The following is a 20,443-nucleotide window of genomic DNA, read 5'->3' on the forward strand; positions in this document are numbered from 1 at the left end:
CGTCAGGGCTTGCGCGCCACCGCGCCGAGCGCGATGTGGCCGGAGTCCGGCAACGGTTGCACCCGCGGTCCCTCCGGGTACCAGTCGGCCAGCAGGACCAAGCCCGGTTCGAGCAGCTCCAGGCCGTCGAAGAACGACATGATCTCCGCACGGGTACGGAAGCGGCCGGTGCCCATCGAGCTCTCCCGGAACGTCTTCTCGATACCCTTCGCGAGCTCGGTGTACTTGCCGCCGTCTTCGGGGTCGTAGAAGTGGGTGAGCCCCACGTACGAGCCCGGCGCGAGCGCGTTGATGTAGGTCTGCATGATGCCGTATGGATCGGCGTCGTCGTCGACGTGGTGGATCGTGGCGCACTGCATCAGGGCGATCGGCCGGCTGAAGTCGAGGTTGCGGGTGACGACCGGGTGGTTGAGCACCGTCTCGGGCTCGCGGAGGTCGGCTGCGATGAAGTGGGTGTGCTCGTTCTCCTCGAGCAGCGCGCGCCCGTGCGCGGCGACGATGGGGTCGTTGTCGACGTAGACGACCTCGGCCTCGGGGTTGATCCGCTGCGCCGCCTGGTGGGTGTTCTCAGCCGTCGGCAACCCGGAGCCGAGGTCGAGGAACTGGTCGATGTTCGCGCCGGCGGCCAGGAACCGCACCGCGCGGATGAGCCAGGTGCGGAAGTCTCGGGCCAGCTCCGGTGACTCCGGGGCGATGGTGAGGACCTGCTGGAACACCTGCCTGTCGACCTCGTAGTTGTCCTTGCCGCCGAGGAAGGCGTCGTAGACCCGCGCGATGCTGGCTTTGGTCGTATCGATGTGCGCAGGGGCGTCGTTCTGCGCCGGTGGCGTTTCAGTGCTCGACATCGGGGTCCTCACGGGGGAGTGGATCATGGAATGTGTTGGGCCATGTTACTCCCGTCACGTTTGACTTGGAAGCGGTCATGATCTTTTCCGTCGCCAGGTCTCACCTGGTGACATCGGAGGATCCGATTTCTCCGGGTTCGTCCGTCAGCGTGGGCACGGGCGAAAACTAGCGGCGCCCGGAGTCCCGCGCCGCTATCGTCGGCGCATGCCTGGCGCCAAGGACACCCTGAAGCTGTATCTGCAAACCTCCCGCGAAGCGCTGCTGTGGAAGCTGGACGGGCTCGGCGAACGCGATGCCCGACGGCCGTTGACGGCGAGCGGAACCAACCTGCTCGGGTTGGTCAAGCACGTGGGCAGCATGGAGTTCGAGTACTTCGGCCTCGTCTTCGACCGGCCGGCATCCGAGCCGCTGCCGTGGTTGGCCGATGACGCCGACGACAACGCCGACATGTGGGCCACCGAAGACGAATCGCTCGAGTGGGTCCTGGACTTCTACCGGCGGTCGTGGGCCCACGCCGACGCGACGATCGACGCTCTCGGACTCGACGATGCCGGCCGGGTGCCGTGGTGGCCGGCCGACCGTCGAGACGTCACGCTGCATCGAATCCTGGTGCACATGATCAACGAGACCGCTCGTCATACCGGACACGCCGACATCGTGCGTGAACAGATCGACGGGGCGATCGGGCTACGCCGCGAAAACACCAACCTTCCCGAGCACGACGCGCAGTGGTGGACCGGGTACGTCGACAAGCTCGAGCGGGTGGCGGACGCGGCCGAGCGCCGGTGGAGCTCACGATGACGGCCGACGACCGGCCCATCGCCGACGCCCTCGTCGTCGTCGACGTCCAGCATGCCTTCGTGTACGGCGCTCGCGCCGTTCCAGCAGCGCAGCAACTGCTCACCGTCGTCGACGACTTGCTGGTCCGGGCCCGATCGGCCGGCGTGACCGTTGTGCTCGTGCAGAACGACGGTCCCCCAGGCGCGCCGGAGGAGCCGGAGACCCCCGGGTGGGCCTTGGCGGTGGAACGAGGCGACGGCGACCTGCTGGTGCGCAAGGAGGCCGACGACGCGTTCGAAGGCACGAGTCTGCAGGCGGACCTGCGCGAGCGCGGGGTCACGTCGATCGCCGTGGCGGGCCTGCACTCGGAGATGTGTGTCGCGGCGACGGTGCGCGGTGCGTTGGCGGGCGGGTTCGGCGTGGTCTTGCCGCACGACGCGCACGCCACCCAGCCGGCGCCGGCCTGGGCGGGCGTCGCCGACGAGGTGCCGGCGGCGGTGGTGAGCCGGGTGGCCGAATGGTCGGTGGGTGATCAGGCCGTCCTGGTGCCGCATGCTGCCGACGTGCGCTTCGAGCGGAGCGGGGCGTCGTGACGTCATGGCCGTTGGCCGGCCGCGTCGCTGTGGTCACCGGCGTCAGCCGCAGGCGGGGCATCGGGTTCGCCATCGCCTCGCGGCTGGCGGGCATGGGGGCGAGCCTGTTCGTCCAGCATCTTGTCGCTCATGACGTGGATCAGCCCTACGGGGCGGACCGGATCGACGACGTCCTCGCCGCACTGCGGGAGCAGCTGGCCGACGACGCGCAGCTGGAGCACATGAGCCTCGACCTGGCCGCCCCTGATGCCGGCGAGACGTTGATCGACGCCGCGCGTTCGGTGTCGGGGCATCTGGACATTCTGGTGTGCAATCACGCCCGCAGCGGCGGTGACGGCGAGCTCGGTCAGCTCAGCGCTGACCTCCTGGATGGGTACTGGCAGGTCAACACCCGCTCCACCCTGTTGGCGACCAAGGCGTTCGCGGCCCAGCACGACGGACGGCCCGGCGGTCGCGTCGTCTGGATGACCTCCGGCCAGCAACTGGGCGCGATGCGTGACGAGATCGCCTACGCCACCTCCAAGGCCGCGCTGGCCGGGGTCACCGCCTCGGTCGCCGACGGTCTCATCGAGCAGGGGATCATTCTCAACACCGTCAATCCGGGCCCGGTCAACACCGGTTACCTGGACGAGGTCGGTGGTGATCGTCCGCTCGAGGTCATTCAGGCCGTTCAGCGACAGTTCCCCGCCGGCCGGTTCGGCGAGCCGGACGATCCGGCGCGGTTGATCGCCTGGCTGGTCAGCGATGAGGGACGTTGGGTCGTCGGCCAAGTGATCAACAGCGAAGGAGGGTTTCGCCGTTGGTGATGCGGCTGAACGTCCTCGGGGCCTCCGGCGCGTTTCCCGGCCCGGACCGCGCCTGCAGCGGCTACGTCGTCGAGCACGCGGGCACACGCGTCGTCGTCGACCTCGGCTGGGGAACGCTGCCGCGACTGTTCGCGCACCTGGGCGGGCACCACGGCGACGAGGTCGACGCCATCGCCGTCACGCACGAACACCCTGATCACACCGCCGACCTGTACGGGTTCTTCCGGGCGCGGTGGTACACGCGCCGCCAGGCGCCGCCGATCCCGTTGATCGCGCCCCGGCCGGTGGTGGACGCCCTGGTGGCTGCCGCGGGTGACGAGGACCCCATCCGGCAGGTGTTCGAGTGGGTCGAAGCTCCGGGGGAGTCGGTCGAGGTGGGGACGGTACGGCTCAGCACCGTGGAGCTGCCGCACTACGTCCTCAATGCCGGGGTCAGGGTCGAAGCGGACGAGGTCGCCGTGGCGTTCACCGGCGACACCGGGCCGTCACCGTCCTTGGCGGAGTTGGGCCGCGAGGCGGCCATGTACGTCGTGGACGCCACCGATCGGCACCAGCAGCCGGGCGTCGAGCCCGCGCCGCCCGGAACACCGCAGTTCAATCTGACCGCAGCAGACGCCGGGGCCGCTGCGAGCGCGGCGGGGGCTCATGCGCTGATGCTGACGCACCACTGGCCCGGCAACGACCTGGACCGGTCGCGCGCTGATGCCGCCGCGCACTACGCGGGCCCGATCTTCGTGGCCAGCGACGGCCTCGCCATCGACCTGCCCGTGACCGACCGGCACGAGCGCCGGCGCCCCGTGTCGTCGTCGGCCCTGGCCTCGGCGGGATACGACGAGCGGACGAAGACGCTGGAGATCGAGTTCGTCTCCGGCGAGATCTACCGCTATCTCGACGTCGACGCAGCTACGGCGGAGGCGCTGTTTCGTGCCGAGAGCATGGGCGCGTTCGTCAACCAGCACATCAAGCCGGCCCACCGGTACGTGTACCTCGGGCCCAGCTGAGGCGCCAGAGGCCGCGGCTAGGCTGGCGGTGTGGCTGAGTTGACGCGTTGGGTGAGCGATACGAAGGACGGCCACTCGCAGTGGTACGTCGAGCGATTCCGTCGGATGGCCGCCGAAGGCGAGGATCTGGCCGGTGAGGCCCGGCTGGTCGACGCCATGGTGCCGCGTGGGGCGCGCATCCTCGATGCCGGCTGCGGGCCGGGCCGGGTCGGTGCGGAGTTGCACGCTCGCGGCCACACCGTCGTCGGCGTGGACGTCGACCCGGTTCTCATCGACGCCGCCCGCGAGGACCACCCTGGGCCGCAGTGGCTGGTCGGCGATCTCGCCGAGCTGGATCTGCCCGCCGCCGGCATCACCGAGCCGTTCGACGCCGCGGTGGTGGCCGGCAACGTCATGGTGTTCGTGGCCCCGCGGACCGAGACGGAGGTGCTGCGGCGCATCGGAGCCCACGTCCGCCCGGACGGGTTCGTCATCGTGGGTTTCCACGTCAACCGGCACCTGGCGCTCGATGACTTCGACGCCAGCGTGCGCGAGGCTGGCCTGCACATCGAGCACCGGTTCGCGACGTGGGATCTCAAGGCGTGGCACGACGACGCGGATTTCGCCGTCACCGTACTGCGGCACCCGGGCTGAGGTCGTAGTAGTCACCGATCGCGAGTCGAACGGCAGCGTCGGCGCCTTCTCGGGGCAATGACGTGAGAACCGCGTCGGCCACCGCGAGGCCGGCATCGTTGAGAAGCCCGTCATGCACCCCGATGACGGTGCCGGGCTCGACCCTCCGCACGAAGTCGATCAGGTCCACCGCCCGCAGCCAGGGAGCGTCGACAGGGGTGACGAGCACATCCACCGCAGCGTCGACGTGCGGGTGTTCGTCACCGGTGATGAGAATCCGGCCGTCGATCATGTAACCCAGGTTCTCCGGGCCAGGGTGCTCCGGATGCACCGCGGCGTGCCGGCCGCCGACGACGTCGACGGAGAAACCGCCGATCAGGTGATGTTCACCTGGTCGCAGCACCGTCATGTACGCCGCGAGAGCCTGCGAGCCGACGGTGGCGCCGAGGTCGGCCGGACCGAAGACCGGGATCTCGGCTTTGACAGCTTGTTCGAGGAGCGGGACATCCGCGTGGTCGTAGTGACCATGGGAGATCAGCACGCCGCCGCACCCGTCCAACGATGGCGGCTGGCCCAGTGCGCCCGGATCCACCACGATACGGTCCGGGCCGCGCTGCACTTCGACACATGCGTGCGTGTGCTTGAGCACGCGCGGCGGGGGCGGCGTCAATGGCTGCTCCCGTCAGGACGTGGCGTGCTGGGTGATCACGCGGTCGATGGCGTGCGCCAGGTCGATGTCGGCCTGCGTCACGCCGCCGGCCGAGTGCGTCGACAGGGTGAAGGTCACTTTGCGCCAGCGGATGTCGATGTCGGGGTGGTGATCGGCGGCTTCGGCCGCCTCGGCGACGTCGTCGACGATGGCGATGGCGGTCGGGAAGTCCGCCGCCTCGACGGTGCGGCTGATGCCGGAGGTGTCTCCGGACCAGTCGGGCAGCTCGCCGAGGGCGGCGGTCAGGTCGTCCGCGTTGTAGAGCGTCATCGCGGCCTCCAGCCGGGGGACATCACTAGGACTTCTGCTACTTCACCATGCTTGTACGGGTGGTGGGGTAGGGAATTGCCTAGTGAACATGATCATTTGGAAGATGATCAGTCCTGGGGGAGGGTCGGGGTCTGCGACTCCGGCAGCTGGTCGCGGCGGAAGATCTTGCGGCCGAGCCAGGTGACGGGGTCGAACGACCGGTCGACGACGCGCTCCTTGACCGGGATGATGGCGTTGTCGGTGATCTTGATGCCCTCGGGGCACACCTCGGTGCAGCACTTGGTGATGTTGCACAGCCCGATGCCCGCACGCTCCTGAGCCAGCTTGCGGTGATCGTTGGTGTCCAGCGGGTGCATCTCGAGCTCGGCGTAGCGCAGGAAGAAGCGCGGGCCGGAGAACGCCTGCTTGTTCTCCTCGTGGTCGCGGATGACGTGGCAGACGTCCTGGCACAGGAAGCACTCGATGCACTTGCGGAACTCCTGGCCCCGCTCGACGTCTTCCTGCTGCATCCGGTACGTGCCGTCGTCGCGTCGCTTCTCCGGTGCGAAGGCCGGGATGGTCTCGGCGACCTTGAAGTTGTACGACACGTCGGTGACGAGGTCGCGGATGATCGGGAAGGTCCGCATCGGCGTGACGGTGACCGTCTCGCCCCGTTCGAAGGTCGACAGCCTGGTCATGCAGGTCAGCCGCGGCTTGCCGTTGATCTCGGCGCTGCACGAGCCGCACTTGCCGGCCTTGCAGTTCCAGCGCACCGCCAGGTCGCCGGACTGCGTGGCCTGGATGCGGTGCAAAGCGTCGAGGACGACCTCGCCCTCTTCGACTGGAACGGTGTACGGGACCAACTCGCCTCCCGTGGCGTCACCGCGCCAGACCTTCATATTGAGGTCGTACCCCATTCACGCCTCCTCGGGCGGTGTTTCGTATCGGCTCACTTCTCGTCGAACAGGGCGCGCAACTCGTCCGGCATGGACGGCAGCGGGACCTGTCGGACGTTCACGGAGTCACCGTCGAGCCTGCAGAGCAGGTTGATGGTGCCCCACGTGTCGTCGGTGGCGGGGTAGTCGTCCCGGGTGTGGCCACCGCGACTCTCGGTACGTTCCAGTGCGGCTCGGGCGATGCACTCCGAGACCAGCAGCATGTTGTGGAGGTCCAGCGCGAGGTGCCATCCGGGGTTGTATTGGCGGTGACCCTCGACGCTCATCCGTGCGGTCCGTTTGCGCAGCTCAGTGAGCTTGTCCAGAGCCTGCTGCATCTCCTCGGCGGTACGGATGATGCCGACCAGGGAGTGCATGACCTCCTGCAGGTCGTGCTGGACGCTGTACGGGTTCTCGTCCCCGGTGCTGGAGAACGGTGCCAGAGCATGCTCGGCGGCCGCGCGGACGTCGTCATCGCTCACACTGGCCCGCTCGCGCTTGCGCGCTGCGGCATACGCCGCGTTCAAGCCGGCGCGGCGGCCGAAGACCAGCAGGTCGGACAGCGAGTTGCCGCCCAACCGGTTGGAGCCGTGCATCCCGCCGGCCACCTCGCCGGCTGCGTACAACCCGGGGACGTCGGACTCGCCGGTGTCGGGGTCGACCGCGACACCACCCATGACGTAGTGGCAGGTCGGCCCGACCTCCATCGGCTCGGCCGTGATGTCGACGTCGGCCAGCTCTTTGAACTGGTGGTACATCGACGGCAGCCGGCGCTTGATGTACTCGGCCGGGTGTCGGCTGGCGATGTCGAGGTAGACACCACCGTGCGGCGTGCCCCGTCCGGCCTTCACCTCGGCGTTGATCGCTCGGGCGACCTCATCGCGCGGCAACAGCTCCGGCGGACGACGGTTGTTGGTCTTGTCGTTGTACCAGCGGTCGGCCTCTTCCTCGGTGTCGGCCGTCTCAGCCTTGAAGAACTCCGGGATGTAGTCGAACATGAACCGCCGGCCCTCGCTGTTGCGCAGCACACCGCCGTCGCCGCGGACCGATTCGGTGACCAGGATCCCCTTGACCGACGGTGGCCAGACCATGCCCGTCGGGTGGAACTGGACGAACTCCATGTTGACCAGGTCGGCGCCGGCGGCCAGGGCCAGCGCGTGCCCGTCGCCGGTGTACTCCCACGAGTTCGACGTGACCTTGTAGGACTTGCCGATCCCGCCGGTGGCCAGCACGACGGAGGGCGCTTCGAAGACGATGAACCGCCCTGACTCCCGCCAGTAGCCGAACGCTCCGCTGACCCGTTCGCCGTCGCTGAACAACTTGGTGATGGTGCATTCCATGAACACCGAGATGCCCAGGGCCACGGCGCGCTGCTGCAGCGTCCGGATGAGCTCCAGACCGGTGCGGTCGCCGACGTGGGCCAGCCGGGCGTAGCGGTGACCGCCGAAGTCGCGCTGAGAGATCAGGCCGTCGGGGGTGCGGTCGAACAGCGCCCCCCACTCCTCGAGCTCGTGAACGCGCTCGGGCGCCTCCTGGGCGTGCAGCTGAGCCATCCGCCAGTGGTTGAGCATCTTCCCGCCACGCATGGTGTCGCGGAAGTGCACCTTCCAGTTGTCTTCGGACCACACGTTGCCCATGGCCGCGGCGATGCCGCCCTCGGCCATCACGGTGTGCGCCTTGCCCAGCAGCGACTTGCACACCAGTGCGACCTTGGCGCCGGCGTCGTGCGCCGCGATGGCCGCGCGCAAGCCGGCGCCGCCGGCACCGACGACGACGACGTCGAAGGTGTGCCGTTCGATGCTGCTCGGGTCGGTCATGACTCCCTCACGCGTGTTTCTCCGGATCGAGGTGATCGAATGGTTACAGGAATCGCAGGTCGGACCAGGTCCCCGAGGCGAGCATCCAGATGTAGAAGTCGGTCAGCGCCAGGGTGCCCAGAGTGATCCACGCGAACTGCATGTGCCGGGTGTTGAGCTTGGAGACGAACGTCCACCACCGGTACCTGATCGGGTGCCGCGAGAAGCTGCGCAGCCGTCCGCCGGTGATGTGCCGGCACGAGTGGCACGACAGCGTGTAGCACCACAGCATGATGACGTTACCCACCAGGATGATGTTGCCCAGCCCGATGCCGAACCCGTCCTCGCCGTTGAACGCCAGGATCGCGTCCCACGTGTTGATCAACGTGATGACCAAGGCCAGGTAGAACGTGTAGCGGTGGAAGTTCTGCAGGATCAGCGGCAGCCGGGTCTCGCCGGTGTACTTGCGGTGCGGCTCGGCGACGGCGCAGGCCGGTGGGGACAGCCAGAAGCTGCGGTAGTAGGCGCGCCGGTAGTAGTAGCAGGTCAACCGGAACAGCAGCAGGAACGGCAGGCTGAACGCCGCGTACGGGATCAGCGCATGATCCGGCAGGATCGTGCCGAAGTGCGCGGCCTCGGGCGTGCAGGCCACGGAGACACACGGCGAGTAGAAGGGCGTCAAGTAGTGGAACTCCGCCACCCAGTAGTGGTCCTGCTGGAACACTCGGGCCGTGGCGTAGGCGACCCACGCCGTGAGACCGATGAACGTGACCAGCGGCGCCAGCCACCAGCGGTCAGTGCGCAGCGTCCGCTCGGCGATGCGCGCGCGCGACGGCGACTGGATTCCGGTTGGTGCGGCCATCACCGTGCGCACCCCACGATTGCGCCGGTGGCTTCGGCCACCGCAGCACGGCTGACGGACACGCCCATCACGCACCTTTCTCGCGAGCAACGAGTTCTGCGACAGACCGCAGCCTGGCACGGTCGTGGCCCTGAATCCAGTTCAACCCCCCAACGGTGGCCCATATCACGTGCCCCGATCTGCCCGGGGCCATGCTGGTGAGAGCGCTGTCCGACCAGACCTCCCGTCAGACGGCCGTCAGGCGGGAGGAATTGCGGGATATTCCGTGTCCGATCCGTTGTGATTTCGTCATTCGCCGAGGGGATTGGGTTTCAGGTCCGTAACAGCGTGCGCTGGTGTCTTGTGTGCTCGACAGCGGCGATGGTGTGGTTAGGCCACTCTCGACATGGGATCAATCCGATCCCGATCACAGCTGAGGAGTCACACCTTGACGACCAAGCGCAGGGGCGCGGCATTGTTCGCGGTGCTGACGGCGGGGGCACTTGCGCTCACCGCCTGCGGCAGCGATGACGGCGGAACCGAAGAAGAGCCTGGTGCCAACCGCACCGAGGAGCCGGCCGACGACGAAGGCACCCAACCGGGAACCATCACCGTGGCCGTCGACTCGGAGTACACCGCGTACAACGACCTCACCGCGGCGGGCAACGGCACGTGGAACGAATACGTGCACAACGGGACCAAGGGGTCGTTCTGGTCCTACGGTGAAGACGGCAGCGTCGTGCGCAACGAAGAGTTCGGCACGTACGAGAAGACCAGCGACGACCCGCTGACCGTCGAGTACACCTACGCCGACGACGCCGTCTGGTCCGACGGCGAGCCGATCGACTGTGATGACTTCCTGCTCGAGTGGGCGGCGATGTCCGGCAAGATGGTCGACGGTGAGGGTGCGAACATCTTCGATCCGTCGTCGACCAACGGCTACGCCCTCGTCGAGAAGCCGGAGTGTGCGCACGGCGACAAGACCATCACCGTCGTCTACACCGAGCCGTACATCGACTGGGAACTGATCTTCGAAGGTGGCGAGGTTCCGGCGCACATCGTCGCGCAGGAGAACGGGCTGACCTCCGAAGAGCTCGTCACGGCCATCGCCGAGGACGACATCGCCACGCTGCAGCCGGCGGCCGAGTTCTGGAATACGTTCTGGCAGTTCAACCCGGGTGAGCTCCCGCCGCCGGAGATGATTCCGTCGTCGGGTCCCTACATCCACGACTCGTGGGTGGCCGGCCAGTCGCTGACGGTGAAGGCGAACCCGGAGTGGTGGGGCACCCCGCCGAAGACCGAGACCATCGTCTTGCGTCTGCTCGACTCCGACCAGCAGGTGGCTGCGCTGCAGAACGGCGAGGTCGACCTCATCAACCCGTCGAACCCCACGCCTGACGTGGCCGCCCAGCTCAACCAGCTGGCCGAGGGCGGGCCGTACACCGTGGAGTCCGGCGGCAACCTGACCTGGAGCCACATCGACCTGCAGCAGGGCGAGGGCCGCGTGTTCGAGCCGCTGGAGGTCCGCCAGGCCTTCGCCAAGTGCGTGCCCAGGCAGCTGATCGTGGACAACCTGGTCAAGCCGGCCAACCCGGACGCGGTGGTCCAGGACCTGCGTGAGTTCTTCCCGGTGGACGAGGACTACGAGGACGCGCGCGCCCAGGCCTTCCCTGAGGACATGTACGGCGAGCTGGACATCGAGGGTGCTCAGCAGCTGCTTCAGCAGGCCGGCGTCGAGACTCCGGTCAAGGTCACGCTGATGCATGCCGACGACCCGGTGCGCAACGAGCTCGCCGCGCTGGTGAAGAGCGAGTGCGACAAGGCCGGCTTCGAGGTCACCGACTTCACCCCGCCGGACTGGGGCGAGCGGTTGACCGGCCAGCCCGGCTCGTACGACGCGACGATGTTCGGCTGGGCCGGTTCGGGCAACATCGCCTCGGGCCAGTCCCTGTACGTCAGTACCGGCGACCAGAACCCGTACGGCTACGCCAACGAAGAGGTCGACAAGCTCTGGGACGAGGTCGTCACCAGCGCCGACCGCGAGGCAGCCCGGGTGAAGCTGGCCGAGATCGAGGCGCTGCTGTGGGAGGACGTGTTCAACATCCCGCTGTACACCAACGCCAACATCTACGCCTACTCCAGCGAGATCGAGGGCGTCGTCGTCAACGCCGCGCAGACCGGGGCGACGTTCAACATGGACGAATGGTCGCGTACGTCCGGCTGAGGTAGGACGTAGCCCATGTTCATCCGATGAGTGAGGGGCCGGCGAGGGGCCTACCGCGCCGGCCCCTCACTCATGCTCTCGCGAACAGTCTGACGGTTAAGGAGCAGGTGCGCCCGTGCTCGCTTTCATCGTGCGCCGCGTGATCGCCGCGTTCGGCATTTTGCTGGCAGGGACTTTCATCGCGTATGTGCTGGTCGCCTTGTCCGGCGACCCGCTGCAACGACTGCGCGAAGACAACTCGCCCGGTCGTGAGGAACGCATCGCGTCGATGACCGAGCGTCTCGACCTCGACACACCGGTGCCGCTGCGTTACGTCAAGTGGCTCGGTGGCGCCTCGCAATGCGTGTTGCCGTTCCTCGGCAAGTGCGATCTCGGTCAGTCGGTGCGCGGGCAGGACGTGTCCAGCCTGCTCGGCAACGCGATGACGTCGACATTGCAACTGATCACGGTCGCCACGATCACCGCGGCGATCATCGGCGTCATGGTCGGCATCATCACCGCCCTGCGGCAGTACTCCCGGCTGGACTACACCGCGACACTGGCCTCGTTCCTGTTCGTCTCGCTGCCGCTGTTCTGGTTCGCGGTCCTGCTCAAGCAATACATCGCGATCGACTTGAACGACTGGCTCGCCGATCCGGCCGTCTCACTACCGACGGCGGCGATCGTCGGTGTGGTCAGCGGCCTGGTCTGGGCCTCGATCATCGGTGGTGACCGACGGCGGGTGTGGACGTCGTTCGCCGGCGCGTTCGTCGTCAGCGCAGGCGGCCTGCTGGTGCTCGCCGAGACCGGATGGTTCCGCAGCCCCGGTCTCGGCCCGATCGTGGTGGCGGTGGTCGGCCTGGTCGCTGCGGTGGGGTTGACCGCCCTGCTGGCCGGGTTCCGCTACCGCAACGTGCTTTACGCCGCGCTGGCCACTGCGGTGGCGGGAATCGTCGCCAACCTGGCCCTGGACTCGGTGCTGTTCAACCCGAGCTGGGGCGTGCTGTTCCTTCTTCTGCTGCTGGCCGTCGGTATCGCTGTGGGCATCGGATACGCCATCGGCGGGATGCAGCGCCGGCAGGCGATCACCACGTCGGTGTGGGTGACCATCGTCATGGGAACGACCATCGTCGCCGACCGCATGCTCACCGCTTGGGACAATTACTTCGAGTTCGTCGACGGCCGCGTCATCGCCACGTTCGGCTCCGAGACCCCCAACTACGACGGCGGCACGTGGGGGAACCTCCTGGACACCGTGACCCACCTGGCACTGCCCACGGTCGCGCTGATTCTGGTGTCGGTGGCCACCTACAGCCGGTACACGCGGGCGAGCATGCTCGAGGTGATGAACCAGGACTACGTTCGTACCGCCCGGTCGAAGGGGTTGACCGACCGCACTGTGGTGGTCCGCCACGCGCTGCGCAACGGACTCATCCCGATCACCACATTGATGGCCTTCGACCTCGCCGGGCTCATCGGCGGCGCGGTCATCACCGAGACCGTCTTCGGCTGGCAAGGGATGGGCTTCATGTTCGTCGACGCGCTGCGCAACGTCGACCCGAACCCAGCCATGGCGTTCTTCCTGGTGACGGGCATCGTGGCGGTCCTGTTCAACATGCTGGCCGACATCGCCTACGCCTACCTCGACCCACGGATCCGGCTCGGATGAGCACCGATACGAGTAGCTCGAGCGCAGGAGGACACTCGTGAGCACACCCGTCGATCCCCGCCCCGTGGCGAGCGCCGAGGCCGAGGGGATGGCGATCGTCGCGCGCACTCAGGCCCAACTGGTGCGTCGGCGATTCTTCCGGCACCGCCTGGCCATGGCGTCGCTGGTGGTCTTCATGGCAGTCCTGCTGCTGTCGTTCAGCGCGACCGGTATCGGGCCGATACCGGGGTGGTGGAAGCACGATTACACGACGGTCGCCACGGTGGTCGACGGCGGACGGCCCACGCTGTCGGTCGTGCCGACGTTCCTCGGCGGCGACGGCGTCCACCTGGGCGAGCATCCGTTCGGCCAGGACAACAAGGGCATCGACTACTTTGCCCTGACCATGCGCGGCACGCAGATCTCGGTGATGATCGCGTTCATCGTCGGCACGCTCGGCTCGTTCATCGGGGTGCTCATCGGGGCTGCGGCAGGATTCTTCCGCGGCTGGACCGAGACGATCCTGATGCGCTTCACCGACATCATCATCATCATGCCGCTGCTGGCCATCTGCGCGGTGATCGCCAACCAGGCCGGCAACGCCGGCCCGTTCTGGCTGGCAGTGGTCATCTCGTTGTTCACCTGGACCGGGCTGGCCCGAATCGTGCGCGGTGAGTTCCTGTCGCTGCGCGAGAAGGAGTTCGTCGAGGCTGCTCGGGCCGCCGGCACGCCGGCGTGGCGGATCATCCGCAAGCACATCCTGCCCAACACGTTGGGCGTGATCCTGGTCAGCGCGACGCTGAGCCTGGCCGGGGCGGTGATCCTCGAGACGTCGCTGTCGTTCCTCGGCTTCGGGGTGAAGCCGCCGGACACGTCGCTGGGCCGGCTGATCAGTGACTATCAGAGCGCCTTCGTCACCCGCCCATGGCTGTTCATCTGGCCCGGGGTGTTCATCGTGACCATCGCCTTGACCGTGAACTTCATCGGTGACGGCCTTCGTGACGCGTTCGACCCCCGGCAGAACAAGGTGCGGAGTTAGACCATGACCCAGCCGAACCAGCCATCGCAGCCATCGTCCGACGACCCGTTCGTCGACCACCGATCCATGGGTGCGGCCGGCCCCGACCCGCTCGGCCTCGCAGAGGCTGCCGCCGGGCAGGTCAGCTCGGCCGACCGGGCGCACCTCGGCCAGCTCGGGACCTCCGCGGTCGGCACCGAGGAACTCCTGCGCGTCGACAACCTGTCGGTCGATTTCCCCACCGACGACGGTGTGGTGCACGCCGTACGCGGCGTGTCGTACAGCCTGCGTTCCGGCGAGGTTCTCGGCATCGTCGGCGAATCCGGATCGGGCAAGTCGGTGTCGTCGATGGCGGTCATGGGTCTGTTGCCGCGGTCGGCGCGTATCAACGGAAGCATCTCGTTCCGCGGCGAGAGTGTGCTGGACATGCCGCCGGCGGTTCAGCGCAGCCTGCGGGGGCGCAAGATCGCGATGATCTTCCAGGACCCGATGACGGCGATGAATCCGGTCCACACGGTCGGCGACCAGCTGGCCGAGGCGGTGCTCTCGCACGAGCTGATGCCCAAGCGCAAGGCGATGGCGCGCGCCGAGGAGGCGCTGGCGATGGTCGGCATCCCGCAGCCGAAGCAGCGCCTGCGCAACTACCCGCACGAGTTCTCCGGCGGGATGCGCCAGCGCGCGATGATCGCGATGGCCATCATCAACGACCCCGACGTCATCATCGCCGACGAGCCCACCACCGCCCTCGACGTCACGGTGCAAGCGCAGATCCTCGAGAAGCTGGTGGAGGTCAAGGACGCCATCGGCGCCGCGATCGTGCTCATCACGCACGACCTCGGTGTCGTGGCCGGGATGACCCACCGCGTCCTGGTGATGTATGCCGGCCGGGCGGTCGAGGTCGGTGAGACCGACGACATCTTCTATCGCACCCGGATGCCCTACACCGCCGGACTGCTGGGGTCGATACCGGGCTTGGACAGCGAGTCGGACGGGCGGTTACGCCCGATCCACGGCAGTCCGCCGTCCCTGATCAATCTTCCGTCGGGCTGCCCGTTCTCGCCTCGCTGCCCGCTGGCCAGCGAGCTCTGTCGCCAGGAGGAGCCTGATCTGATGGCCACGGACGTCATGGGCCACGTCGCCGCCTGCCATCACTGGCAGCGACTCGCCGAGGCCGACGACCCGACGGCGTTCTTCCGGACTGAGAGCGAGGTGTCGAAGTGACGGTCACCGACGATCGGCCGGCGGCGTCGGCCCCCGGCGGCAGCGGCGCCCATCTGCTCGAGGTCGACGACTTGGTCATGGAGTTCCCGGTCAAGGGAACCGGCTTGTTACGTAAAGTCGTCGGCCACGTGCATGCTGTCAGCGGAGTGTCGCTGCACGTCGATGCGGGCGAGACCCTCGGTCTGGTGGGGGAGTCCGGCTGCGGGAAGTCCACCACCGGGCGCGCGATCCTCCAATTGCACAAGCCCACCAGCGGCTCGGTCCGGTTCGAGGGCCAGGAGCTGACCACGCTGACGTCCAAGCAGATGCGGGCGAAGCGACGTGACCTGCAGATCGTCTTCCAGGACCCGTTCGCGTCGTTGAACCCGAAGATGCCGGTCAACGACATCGTCGCCGAGCCGATGAAGGTGCACGGCAGCTGGGGAGCCGACGGCCTCGACCGTGTCGGCGAGTTGTTGCGGCTGGTGGGGCTCAACCCCGAACACGGCAACCGCTACCCGCACGAGTTCTCCGGCGGGCAGCGCCAGCGCGTCGGGATCGCCCGTGCCTTGGCGCTGGAGCCGAAGTTGCTCGTGCTCGACGAGCCGGTCTCGGCCCTGGACGTGTCGGTGCAGGCCGGCGTGGTGAATCTGCTCGAGGACCTGCAGGACGAGCTCGGGCTGGCGTACCTGTTCATCGCGCACGACCTGTCGGTGGTCCGGCACATCTCCGACCGGGTGGCCGTGATGTACCTCGGCAAGATCGTCGAAACCGGCACGAAAGAGGAGATCTACGCCAGGCCGTCACATCCGTACAGTCAAGCGCTGCTGTCGGCGGCACCAGCTGCCGACCCGCGTGAGGAGCGGCAGCGCGAACGGATCATTCTCGCCGGCGACGTGCCCAGTCCGATCGACCCGCCGAGCGGCTGCCGGTTCCGCACCCGCTGCTGGAAAGCACAGGACATCTGTGCCGAGGAGGAACCGGCGTTGATCGATCGTGGCCAGGGCCACCCCACGGCCTGCCACTTCGCGGAGGTCATGCCCGCCGTGCGTGGTTGAGCATCACATCGGCCGGTGTGTGCCGGCCATCGTGGGGTACGCACTCATGCGATCCGACGAGCGACCCAGCCCAGCATGGTTCCGCCTGCCGACTTGACCGGCGGGCCGTGTTTTGGTCACCGTAGTGCGCGCCTCGCCACAGCGGGTGTCTGCGCGGCGAGGGCATGAGGTCGCTGAAGAAGGGATATTGATGAGTCCGCATACCGAGGATCCACCACGAGAACCGGCGCCTCCGCCGCAGAGCAATCGAGCTATCGAGGAGCAGCTGCGGTCGCACGGCGTGCGTCTCGGGCGGGGCGGTGTCGCAACCGCGGTCTTCTATCCGGCCTTCGCCATCGTGCTCGGCGTCACGCTCGTCGCCATCATCGCCCCGGAGCGCACCGGTGACGTGCTGGGTTCCATCCAGGACGGTATCGTCAGCAGGCTGGGCTGGTACTACACCCTGACCGTCGCCGGATTCGTCATCTTCGCCATCTTCGTGGGCGTGAGCCGCTTCGGCGACATCACCTTGGGGCGCGACGACGAGGAACCGGAGTTCGGCCTCCTGTCGTGGTTCTCGATGCTCTTCGCCGCCGGCATGGGTATCGGCCTGGTCTTCTACGGCGCCGCGGAGCCGTTGACCTTCGCCACCTCCGACCCCAAGCCCGGAACCACCGGGGATGCCGCCGACGTGGCCCAACTCGGGATGGCCCAGACGTTCGTGCACTGGGGGTTCCATCCGTGGGCCGTCTATGCCGTCATCGGGCTCGCCCTGGCCTACGCGATTCACCGTCGCGGCCGGCCGGTGTCCATCCGGTGGGCGCTGGAGCCGCTGTTCGGCGACCGGGTCAAGGGCAGGCTCGGCGACGTGATCGACATCCTAGCGGTCGTCGGCACCGTGTTCGGCGTCGCGACGTCGTTGGGTCTAGGGGTCCAGCAGATCAGCGCCGGTCTGGTCCACATAGGCGTGCTCGACACCGCGGACAACACCATCCTGGTCGTCCTCATCATCGTCATCACGTTCCTCGCCACCGCTTCGGTGGTCAGTGGTGTGGGCCGGGGCATCCGGTGGCTGTCGAACTTCAACCTCTCCATGGCCGGGGTCTTCCTGATCTCGGTCCTGCTGCTCGGCCCCACGCTGTTCCTGATGCGCGATTTCGTGCAGTCGCTGGGTGTGTACCTCACCGAGGTGCTGGACATCACGTTCGACGCCTCGGCCTACACCGGGGACGAGGGCCAGACCTGGCAGGGCAACTGGACCATCTTCTACTGGGGTTGGTGGATCTCGTGGGCACCGTTCGTCGGCGTGTTCATCGCCCGGATCTCCCGCGGCCGCACCGTCCGGCAGTTCGTCGCAGGCGTGCTGTTGGTGCCGACCATCGTGGGCTTCTTCTGGTTCGCGGTCATGGGTGGCACGGCGATTCACCAAGAGCTGTTCGGCGACGGCGGCCTGGTCGACCCCGACGAGGGTGTGGTCGCCGAGAACGCGCTGTTCGACATGCTCAACAACCTCCCGCTGGGGTCTGTGCTGTCGGTCATCGCCATCGTCCTCGTCGCGGTGTTCTTCATCACCTCGTCCGACTCCGGCTCGCTGGTCGTGGACATGCTGGCCTCCGGCGGCCACCCTGATCCGCCGACGTGGAGCCGCGTGCTGTGGGCCTTGCTCGAAGGCGCGGTGGCCATCGCGCTGCTGCTGGCAGGCGGGCTGGTCGCGCTGCAGGCCGGAGCCATCGCCACGGCGTTGCCGTTCAGCGTCGTGCTCATCCTGATGTGCGTGGCCGTCTACAAGGCCTTCAACCGCGAGCACCAGATCATCCTGGCCATCGAGCGTCGTGCCCGACGGCGTGAAATGGCGCAGGAAGTCACCGGTCAGCTGAGCGAGAACTTCGACGAGCACTTCGGTGAGCAGGTGGACGAGCGCATCGACTACGCGTTGACCAGCACGAAGGGCATCTGGGCCCGGGAACGCGCGCCAGTCAGTACGCTCAGCAAGGTGCGCCGTCGGCGCAAGGGTGACGGCAAAGGCGCCGACAGCTCGGACTGAACAACGGACTGAACATTCGCTCCTGGCCGGGGCAAGTAAGATGGACCGTCTGCTTTCCCCGGCCAGGAACGAGATCCTTGCATGCGCACGCGCAGCCGCGCCGACCTTCGCAACGTCGCCATCGTCGCTCATGTCGACCACGGCAAGACCACTCTCGTCGACGCCTTGCTGTGGCAGTCCGGCGTTTTCCGCACCAATCAGGACGTGGCCGACCGCGTCCTGGACTCCAGCGACCTGGAACGTGAGAAGGGCATCACGATCCTGGCGAAGAACACCGCCGTGCGATGGGGTTCGACCACCGTCAACATCATCGACACCCCCGGGCACGCCGACTTCGGCGGTGAGGTCGAGCGTGGGCTGTCCATGGTCGACGGCGTCGTGCTGCTCGTCGACGCCAGTGAGGGGCCGCTGCCGCAAACGCGTTTCGTGCTGCGTAAGGCGCTGGCGGCACGCAAGCCCATCGTCGTGGTGATCAACAAGACCGATCGCGCCGACGCCCGCATCGGCGAAGTCGTCGACGAAACGTACGAGCTGTTCCTCGACCTGCTGGATGAGACCGCCGACGACGCCGCTCTCGACTTCCCGATCGTCTACGCCTGCGCCCGTGAGGGCAAGGCCTCGCTCGAGCGGCCCGCCGACGGCGCCGTCCCCGACGGCGACGATCTGCGGCCGCTGGTGGAAACGGTGCTGGCCACCGTGCCGGCGCCGGTCTACACCGACGGTGCGCCGTTGCAGGCGCAGGTGACCAACCTCGATGCCTCGCCGTTCCTGGGCCGGCTGGCCCTGTGCCGCGTGCACGAGGGCACCATCACCAAGGGTTCACAGGTCGCGTGGTGTCGTCGCGACGGCACCGTGGAACAGGTGAAGATCACCGAGCTGTTGGTGACCGAAGCGCTCGACCGGGTGCCCGCGGAGTCCGCGAGCGCCGGCGACATCATCGCCGTCGCTGGTATCCCCGACATCACGATCGGCGAAACGCTCGCCGATCCAGACGACCCGCGCGCACTGCCGCTCATCACCGTCGACGAGCCGGCGCTGTCCATGACCGTCGGAGCGAACACGTCGCCGCTGGCCGGGCGGTCCGGCGGGTCCAAAGTGACCGCACGGCTGGTGCGCGAGCGGCTGGAGGCCGAGCTCGTCGGCAACGTCTCGCTGCGGGTGCTGCCCACCGAGCGGCCCGATGCGTGGGAGGTGCAGGGACGCGGCGAGCTGGCGCTGGCGATCCTGGTCGAGACGATGCGACGCGAGGGTTTCGAGCTCACGGTCGGCAAGCCGCAGGTCGTCACGCGTGAGGTCGACGGCAAGACGCACGAACCGTTCGAGCGGCTGACCATCGACTGTCCGGACGAGTACCTCGGGGCGGTGACCCAGCTGCTGGCCGGGCGCAAGGGCCGGATGGAACAGATGACCAATCACGGCACGGGCTGGGTCCGGATGGAATTCGTCGTGCCCGCACGTGGACTCATCGGGTTCCGGACCGAGTTCCTGACCGAGACCCGGGGCACCGGCCTGGCGCACCACGTGTTCGAGAGTTACGGGCCGTGGGCCGGTGAGCTGCGCACGAGGGCGACGGGCTCGCTGGTGGCCGATCGTGCCGGTGTGGCGACGTCGTATGCGATGTTCAACCTGCAAGAGCGCGGCTCGCTGTTCGTCGAGCCCGGTACCCAGGTGTACGAGGGCATGATCGTCGGCGAGAATTCCCGGGCCGACGACATGGACGTGAACATCACCAAAGAGAAGAAGCTCACCAACATCCGGTCGTCCACTGCGGACGAGCTGGAACGCCTGATACCGCCGCGGACACTTTCTCTCGAACAGGCACTCGAATTCTGCCGCGACGACGAATGCGTGGAAGTGAGCCCCGATGCCGTGCGTATCCGCAAAGTGGTCCTCGATGCGGCCACCCGCGGCCGTGCCGCTGCCCGACGTAAACACGCCGAGCCTGCCGGACGCTGAGCGCGCACGGAAGATTTTCGGCTATCGACACTGGTCGGCGAAGGATCACAGCAGTCCGCCGGGGAGGTCACATTCTGATTGCGGAGTGGGATCGCCTCGGGGTAAAGGCTTGCCGCTCGGGTCGACCGACACATAGAAAGAATGTCGCGTCGGTGTATTCAAGCCTGGC

The 20,443-nt window shown here is 67.5% G+C and carries 18 protein-coding genes; 12 read left to right on the plus strand and 6 right to left on the minus strand.

Going from position 1 to position 20,443, the window contains the following annotated elements; translation table 11 throughout:
- Positions 1-2: 2 nt before the first annotated feature.
- On the minus strand, positions 3-845 hold the full coding sequence (locus tag M6444_RS10350) for an SAM-dependent methyltransferase (RefSeq protein WP_298326525.1): 843 nt from the start codon (positions 843-845) through the stop codon (positions 3-5).
- A gap of 205 nt (positions 846-1,050) precedes the next feature.
- Between M6444_RS10350 and M6444_RS10355 the strand changes: the two genes are divergently transcribed.
- The 5 genes from M6444_RS10355 to M6444_RS10375 are packed head-to-tail and all read left to right on the plus strand — an operon-like array spanning position 1,051 to position 4,659.
- Positions 1,051-1,647, plus strand: a complete 597-nt coding sequence (locus M6444_RS10355; RefSeq protein WP_298326528.1) for a DinB family protein — start codon at positions 1,051-1,053, stop codon at positions 1,645-1,647.
- Positions 1,644-2,219, plus strand: coding sequence for an isochorismatase family protein (locus tag M6444_RS10360; protein WP_298326530.1), 576 nt, complete (start codon positions 1,644-1,646; stop codon positions 2,217-2,219). The genes M6444_RS10355 and M6444_RS10360 overlap by 4 nt, the downstream gene beginning before the upstream one ends.
- Positions 2,216-3,025 carry an SDR family oxidoreductase gene (locus M6444_RS10365; protein WP_298326532.1) on the plus strand — a complete coding sequence of 270 codons (810 nt, stop codon included), beginning with the start codon at positions 2,216-2,218 and terminating at the stop codon, positions 3,023-3,025. Before M6444_RS10360 ends, M6444_RS10365 begins: the two co-directional genes overlap by 4 nt.
- Entirely contained in the window at positions 3,025-4,026 is a 1,002-nt protein-coding gene (locus M6444_RS10370) for a KTSC domain-containing protein (RefSeq protein WP_298326572.1), read from the plus strand. Before M6444_RS10365 ends, M6444_RS10370 begins: the two co-directional genes overlap by 1 nt.
- Before the next feature lie 30 nt (positions 4,027-4,056).
- The gene (locus M6444_RS10375; protein WP_298326534.1) at positions 4,057-4,659 is read left to right on the plus strand and encodes a class I SAM-dependent methyltransferase; all 603 of its coding nucleotides are present in this window, start codon (positions 4,057-4,059) and stop codon (positions 4,657-4,659) included.
- On the opposite strand, the gene M6444_RS10380 is transcribed toward M6444_RS10375, so the two are convergent.
- From M6444_RS10380 to M6444_RS10400, 5 genes are all read right to left on the minus strand, one after another.
- Positions 4,634-5,287: an MBL fold metallo-hydrolase gene (locus tag M6444_RS10380; protein ID WP_298326575.1), complete on the minus strand. Its 654-nt coding sequence runs from the start codon at positions 5,285-5,287 to the stop codon at positions 4,634-4,636. The two genes, M6444_RS10375 and M6444_RS10380, sit on opposite strands and share 26 nt — an antisense overlap.
- 33 nt (positions 5,288-5,320) lie before the next feature.
- On the minus strand, positions 5,321-5,617 hold the full coding sequence (locus M6444_RS10385) for a 4a-hydroxytetrahydrobiopterin dehydratase (RefSeq protein WP_298326536.1): 297 nt from the start codon (positions 5,615-5,617) through the stop codon (positions 5,321-5,323).
- A gap of 107 nt (positions 5,618-5,724) precedes the next feature.
- Positions 5,725-6,513, minus strand: coding sequence for a succinate dehydrogenase/fumarate reductase iron-sulfur subunit (locus M6444_RS10390; RefSeq protein WP_298326538.1), 789 nt, complete (start codon positions 6,511-6,513; stop codon positions 5,725-5,727).
- Positions 6,514-6,545: 32 nt separating this feature from the next.
- Positions 6,546-8,348 carry a fumarate reductase/succinate dehydrogenase flavoprotein subunit gene (locus tag M6444_RS10395; RefSeq protein WP_298326541.1) on the minus strand — a complete coding sequence of 601 codons (1,803 nt, stop codon included), beginning with the start codon at positions 8,346-8,348 and terminating at the stop codon, positions 6,546-6,548.
- A gap of 43 nt (positions 8,349-8,391) precedes the next feature.
- Complete coding sequence (locus M6444_RS10400) at positions 8,392-9,189, minus strand: hypothetical protein (RefSeq protein ID WP_363326318.1); 798 nt, start codon at positions 9,187-9,189, stop codon at positions 8,392-8,394.
- Positions 9,190-9,616: 427 nt separating this feature from the next.
- Between M6444_RS10400 and M6444_RS10405 the strand changes: the two genes are divergently transcribed.
- The 7 genes from M6444_RS10405 to typA all read left to right on the plus strand — a co-directional run bounded on the left by M6444_RS10405 (position 9,617) and on the right by typA (position 20,274).
- Positions 9,617-11,392, plus strand: a complete 1,776-nt coding sequence (locus M6444_RS10405; protein ID WP_298326550.1) for an ABC transporter family substrate-binding protein — start codon at positions 9,617-9,619, stop codon at positions 11,390-11,392.
- Positions 11,393-11,507: 115 nt separating this feature from the next.
- Positions 11,508-13,040, plus strand: coding sequence for an ABC transporter permease (locus tag M6444_RS10410; RefSeq protein ID WP_298326552.1), 1,533 nt, complete (start codon positions 11,508-11,510; stop codon positions 13,038-13,040).
- Between the two features lie 88 nt (positions 13,041-13,128).
- The gene (locus M6444_RS10415; RefSeq protein WP_363326319.1) at positions 13,129-14,058 is read left to right on the plus strand and encodes an ABC transporter permease; all 930 of its coding nucleotides are present in this window, start codon (positions 13,129-13,131) and stop codon (positions 14,056-14,058) included.
- Between the two features lie 3 nt (positions 14,059-14,061).
- Complete coding sequence (locus M6444_RS10420; protein ID WP_298326557.1) at positions 14,062-15,258, plus strand: ABC transporter ATP-binding protein; 1,197 nt, start codon at positions 14,062-14,064, stop codon at positions 15,256-15,258.
- Positions 15,255-16,295 carry an oligopeptide/dipeptide ABC transporter ATP-binding protein gene (locus M6444_RS10425; protein WP_298326560.1) on the plus strand — a complete coding sequence of 347 codons (1,041 nt, stop codon included), beginning with the start codon at positions 15,255-15,257 and terminating at the stop codon, positions 16,293-16,295. The genes M6444_RS10420 and M6444_RS10425 overlap by 4 nt, the downstream gene beginning before the upstream one ends.
- Before the next feature lie 190 nt (positions 16,296-16,485).
- Positions 16,486-18,318 carry a BCCT family transporter gene (locus M6444_RS10430; RefSeq protein WP_298326564.1) on the plus strand — a complete coding sequence of 611 codons (1,833 nt, stop codon included), beginning with the start codon at positions 16,486-16,488 and terminating at the stop codon, positions 18,316-18,318.
- A gap of 81 nt (positions 18,319-18,399) precedes the next feature.
- Positions 18,400-20,274, plus strand: a complete 1,875-nt coding sequence (typA, locus tag M6444_RS10435; RefSeq protein WP_298326567.1) for a translational GTPase TypA — start codon at positions 18,400-18,402, stop codon at positions 20,272-20,274.
- The last annotated feature ends 169 nt before the right edge of the window (positions 20,275-20,443 follow it).

It is taken from the genome of Haloactinopolyspora sp. (assembly GCF_027324685.1).
Taxonomy (GTDB): domain Bacteria; phylum Actinomycetota; class Actinomycetes; order Jiangellales; family Jiangellaceae; genus Haloactinopolyspora.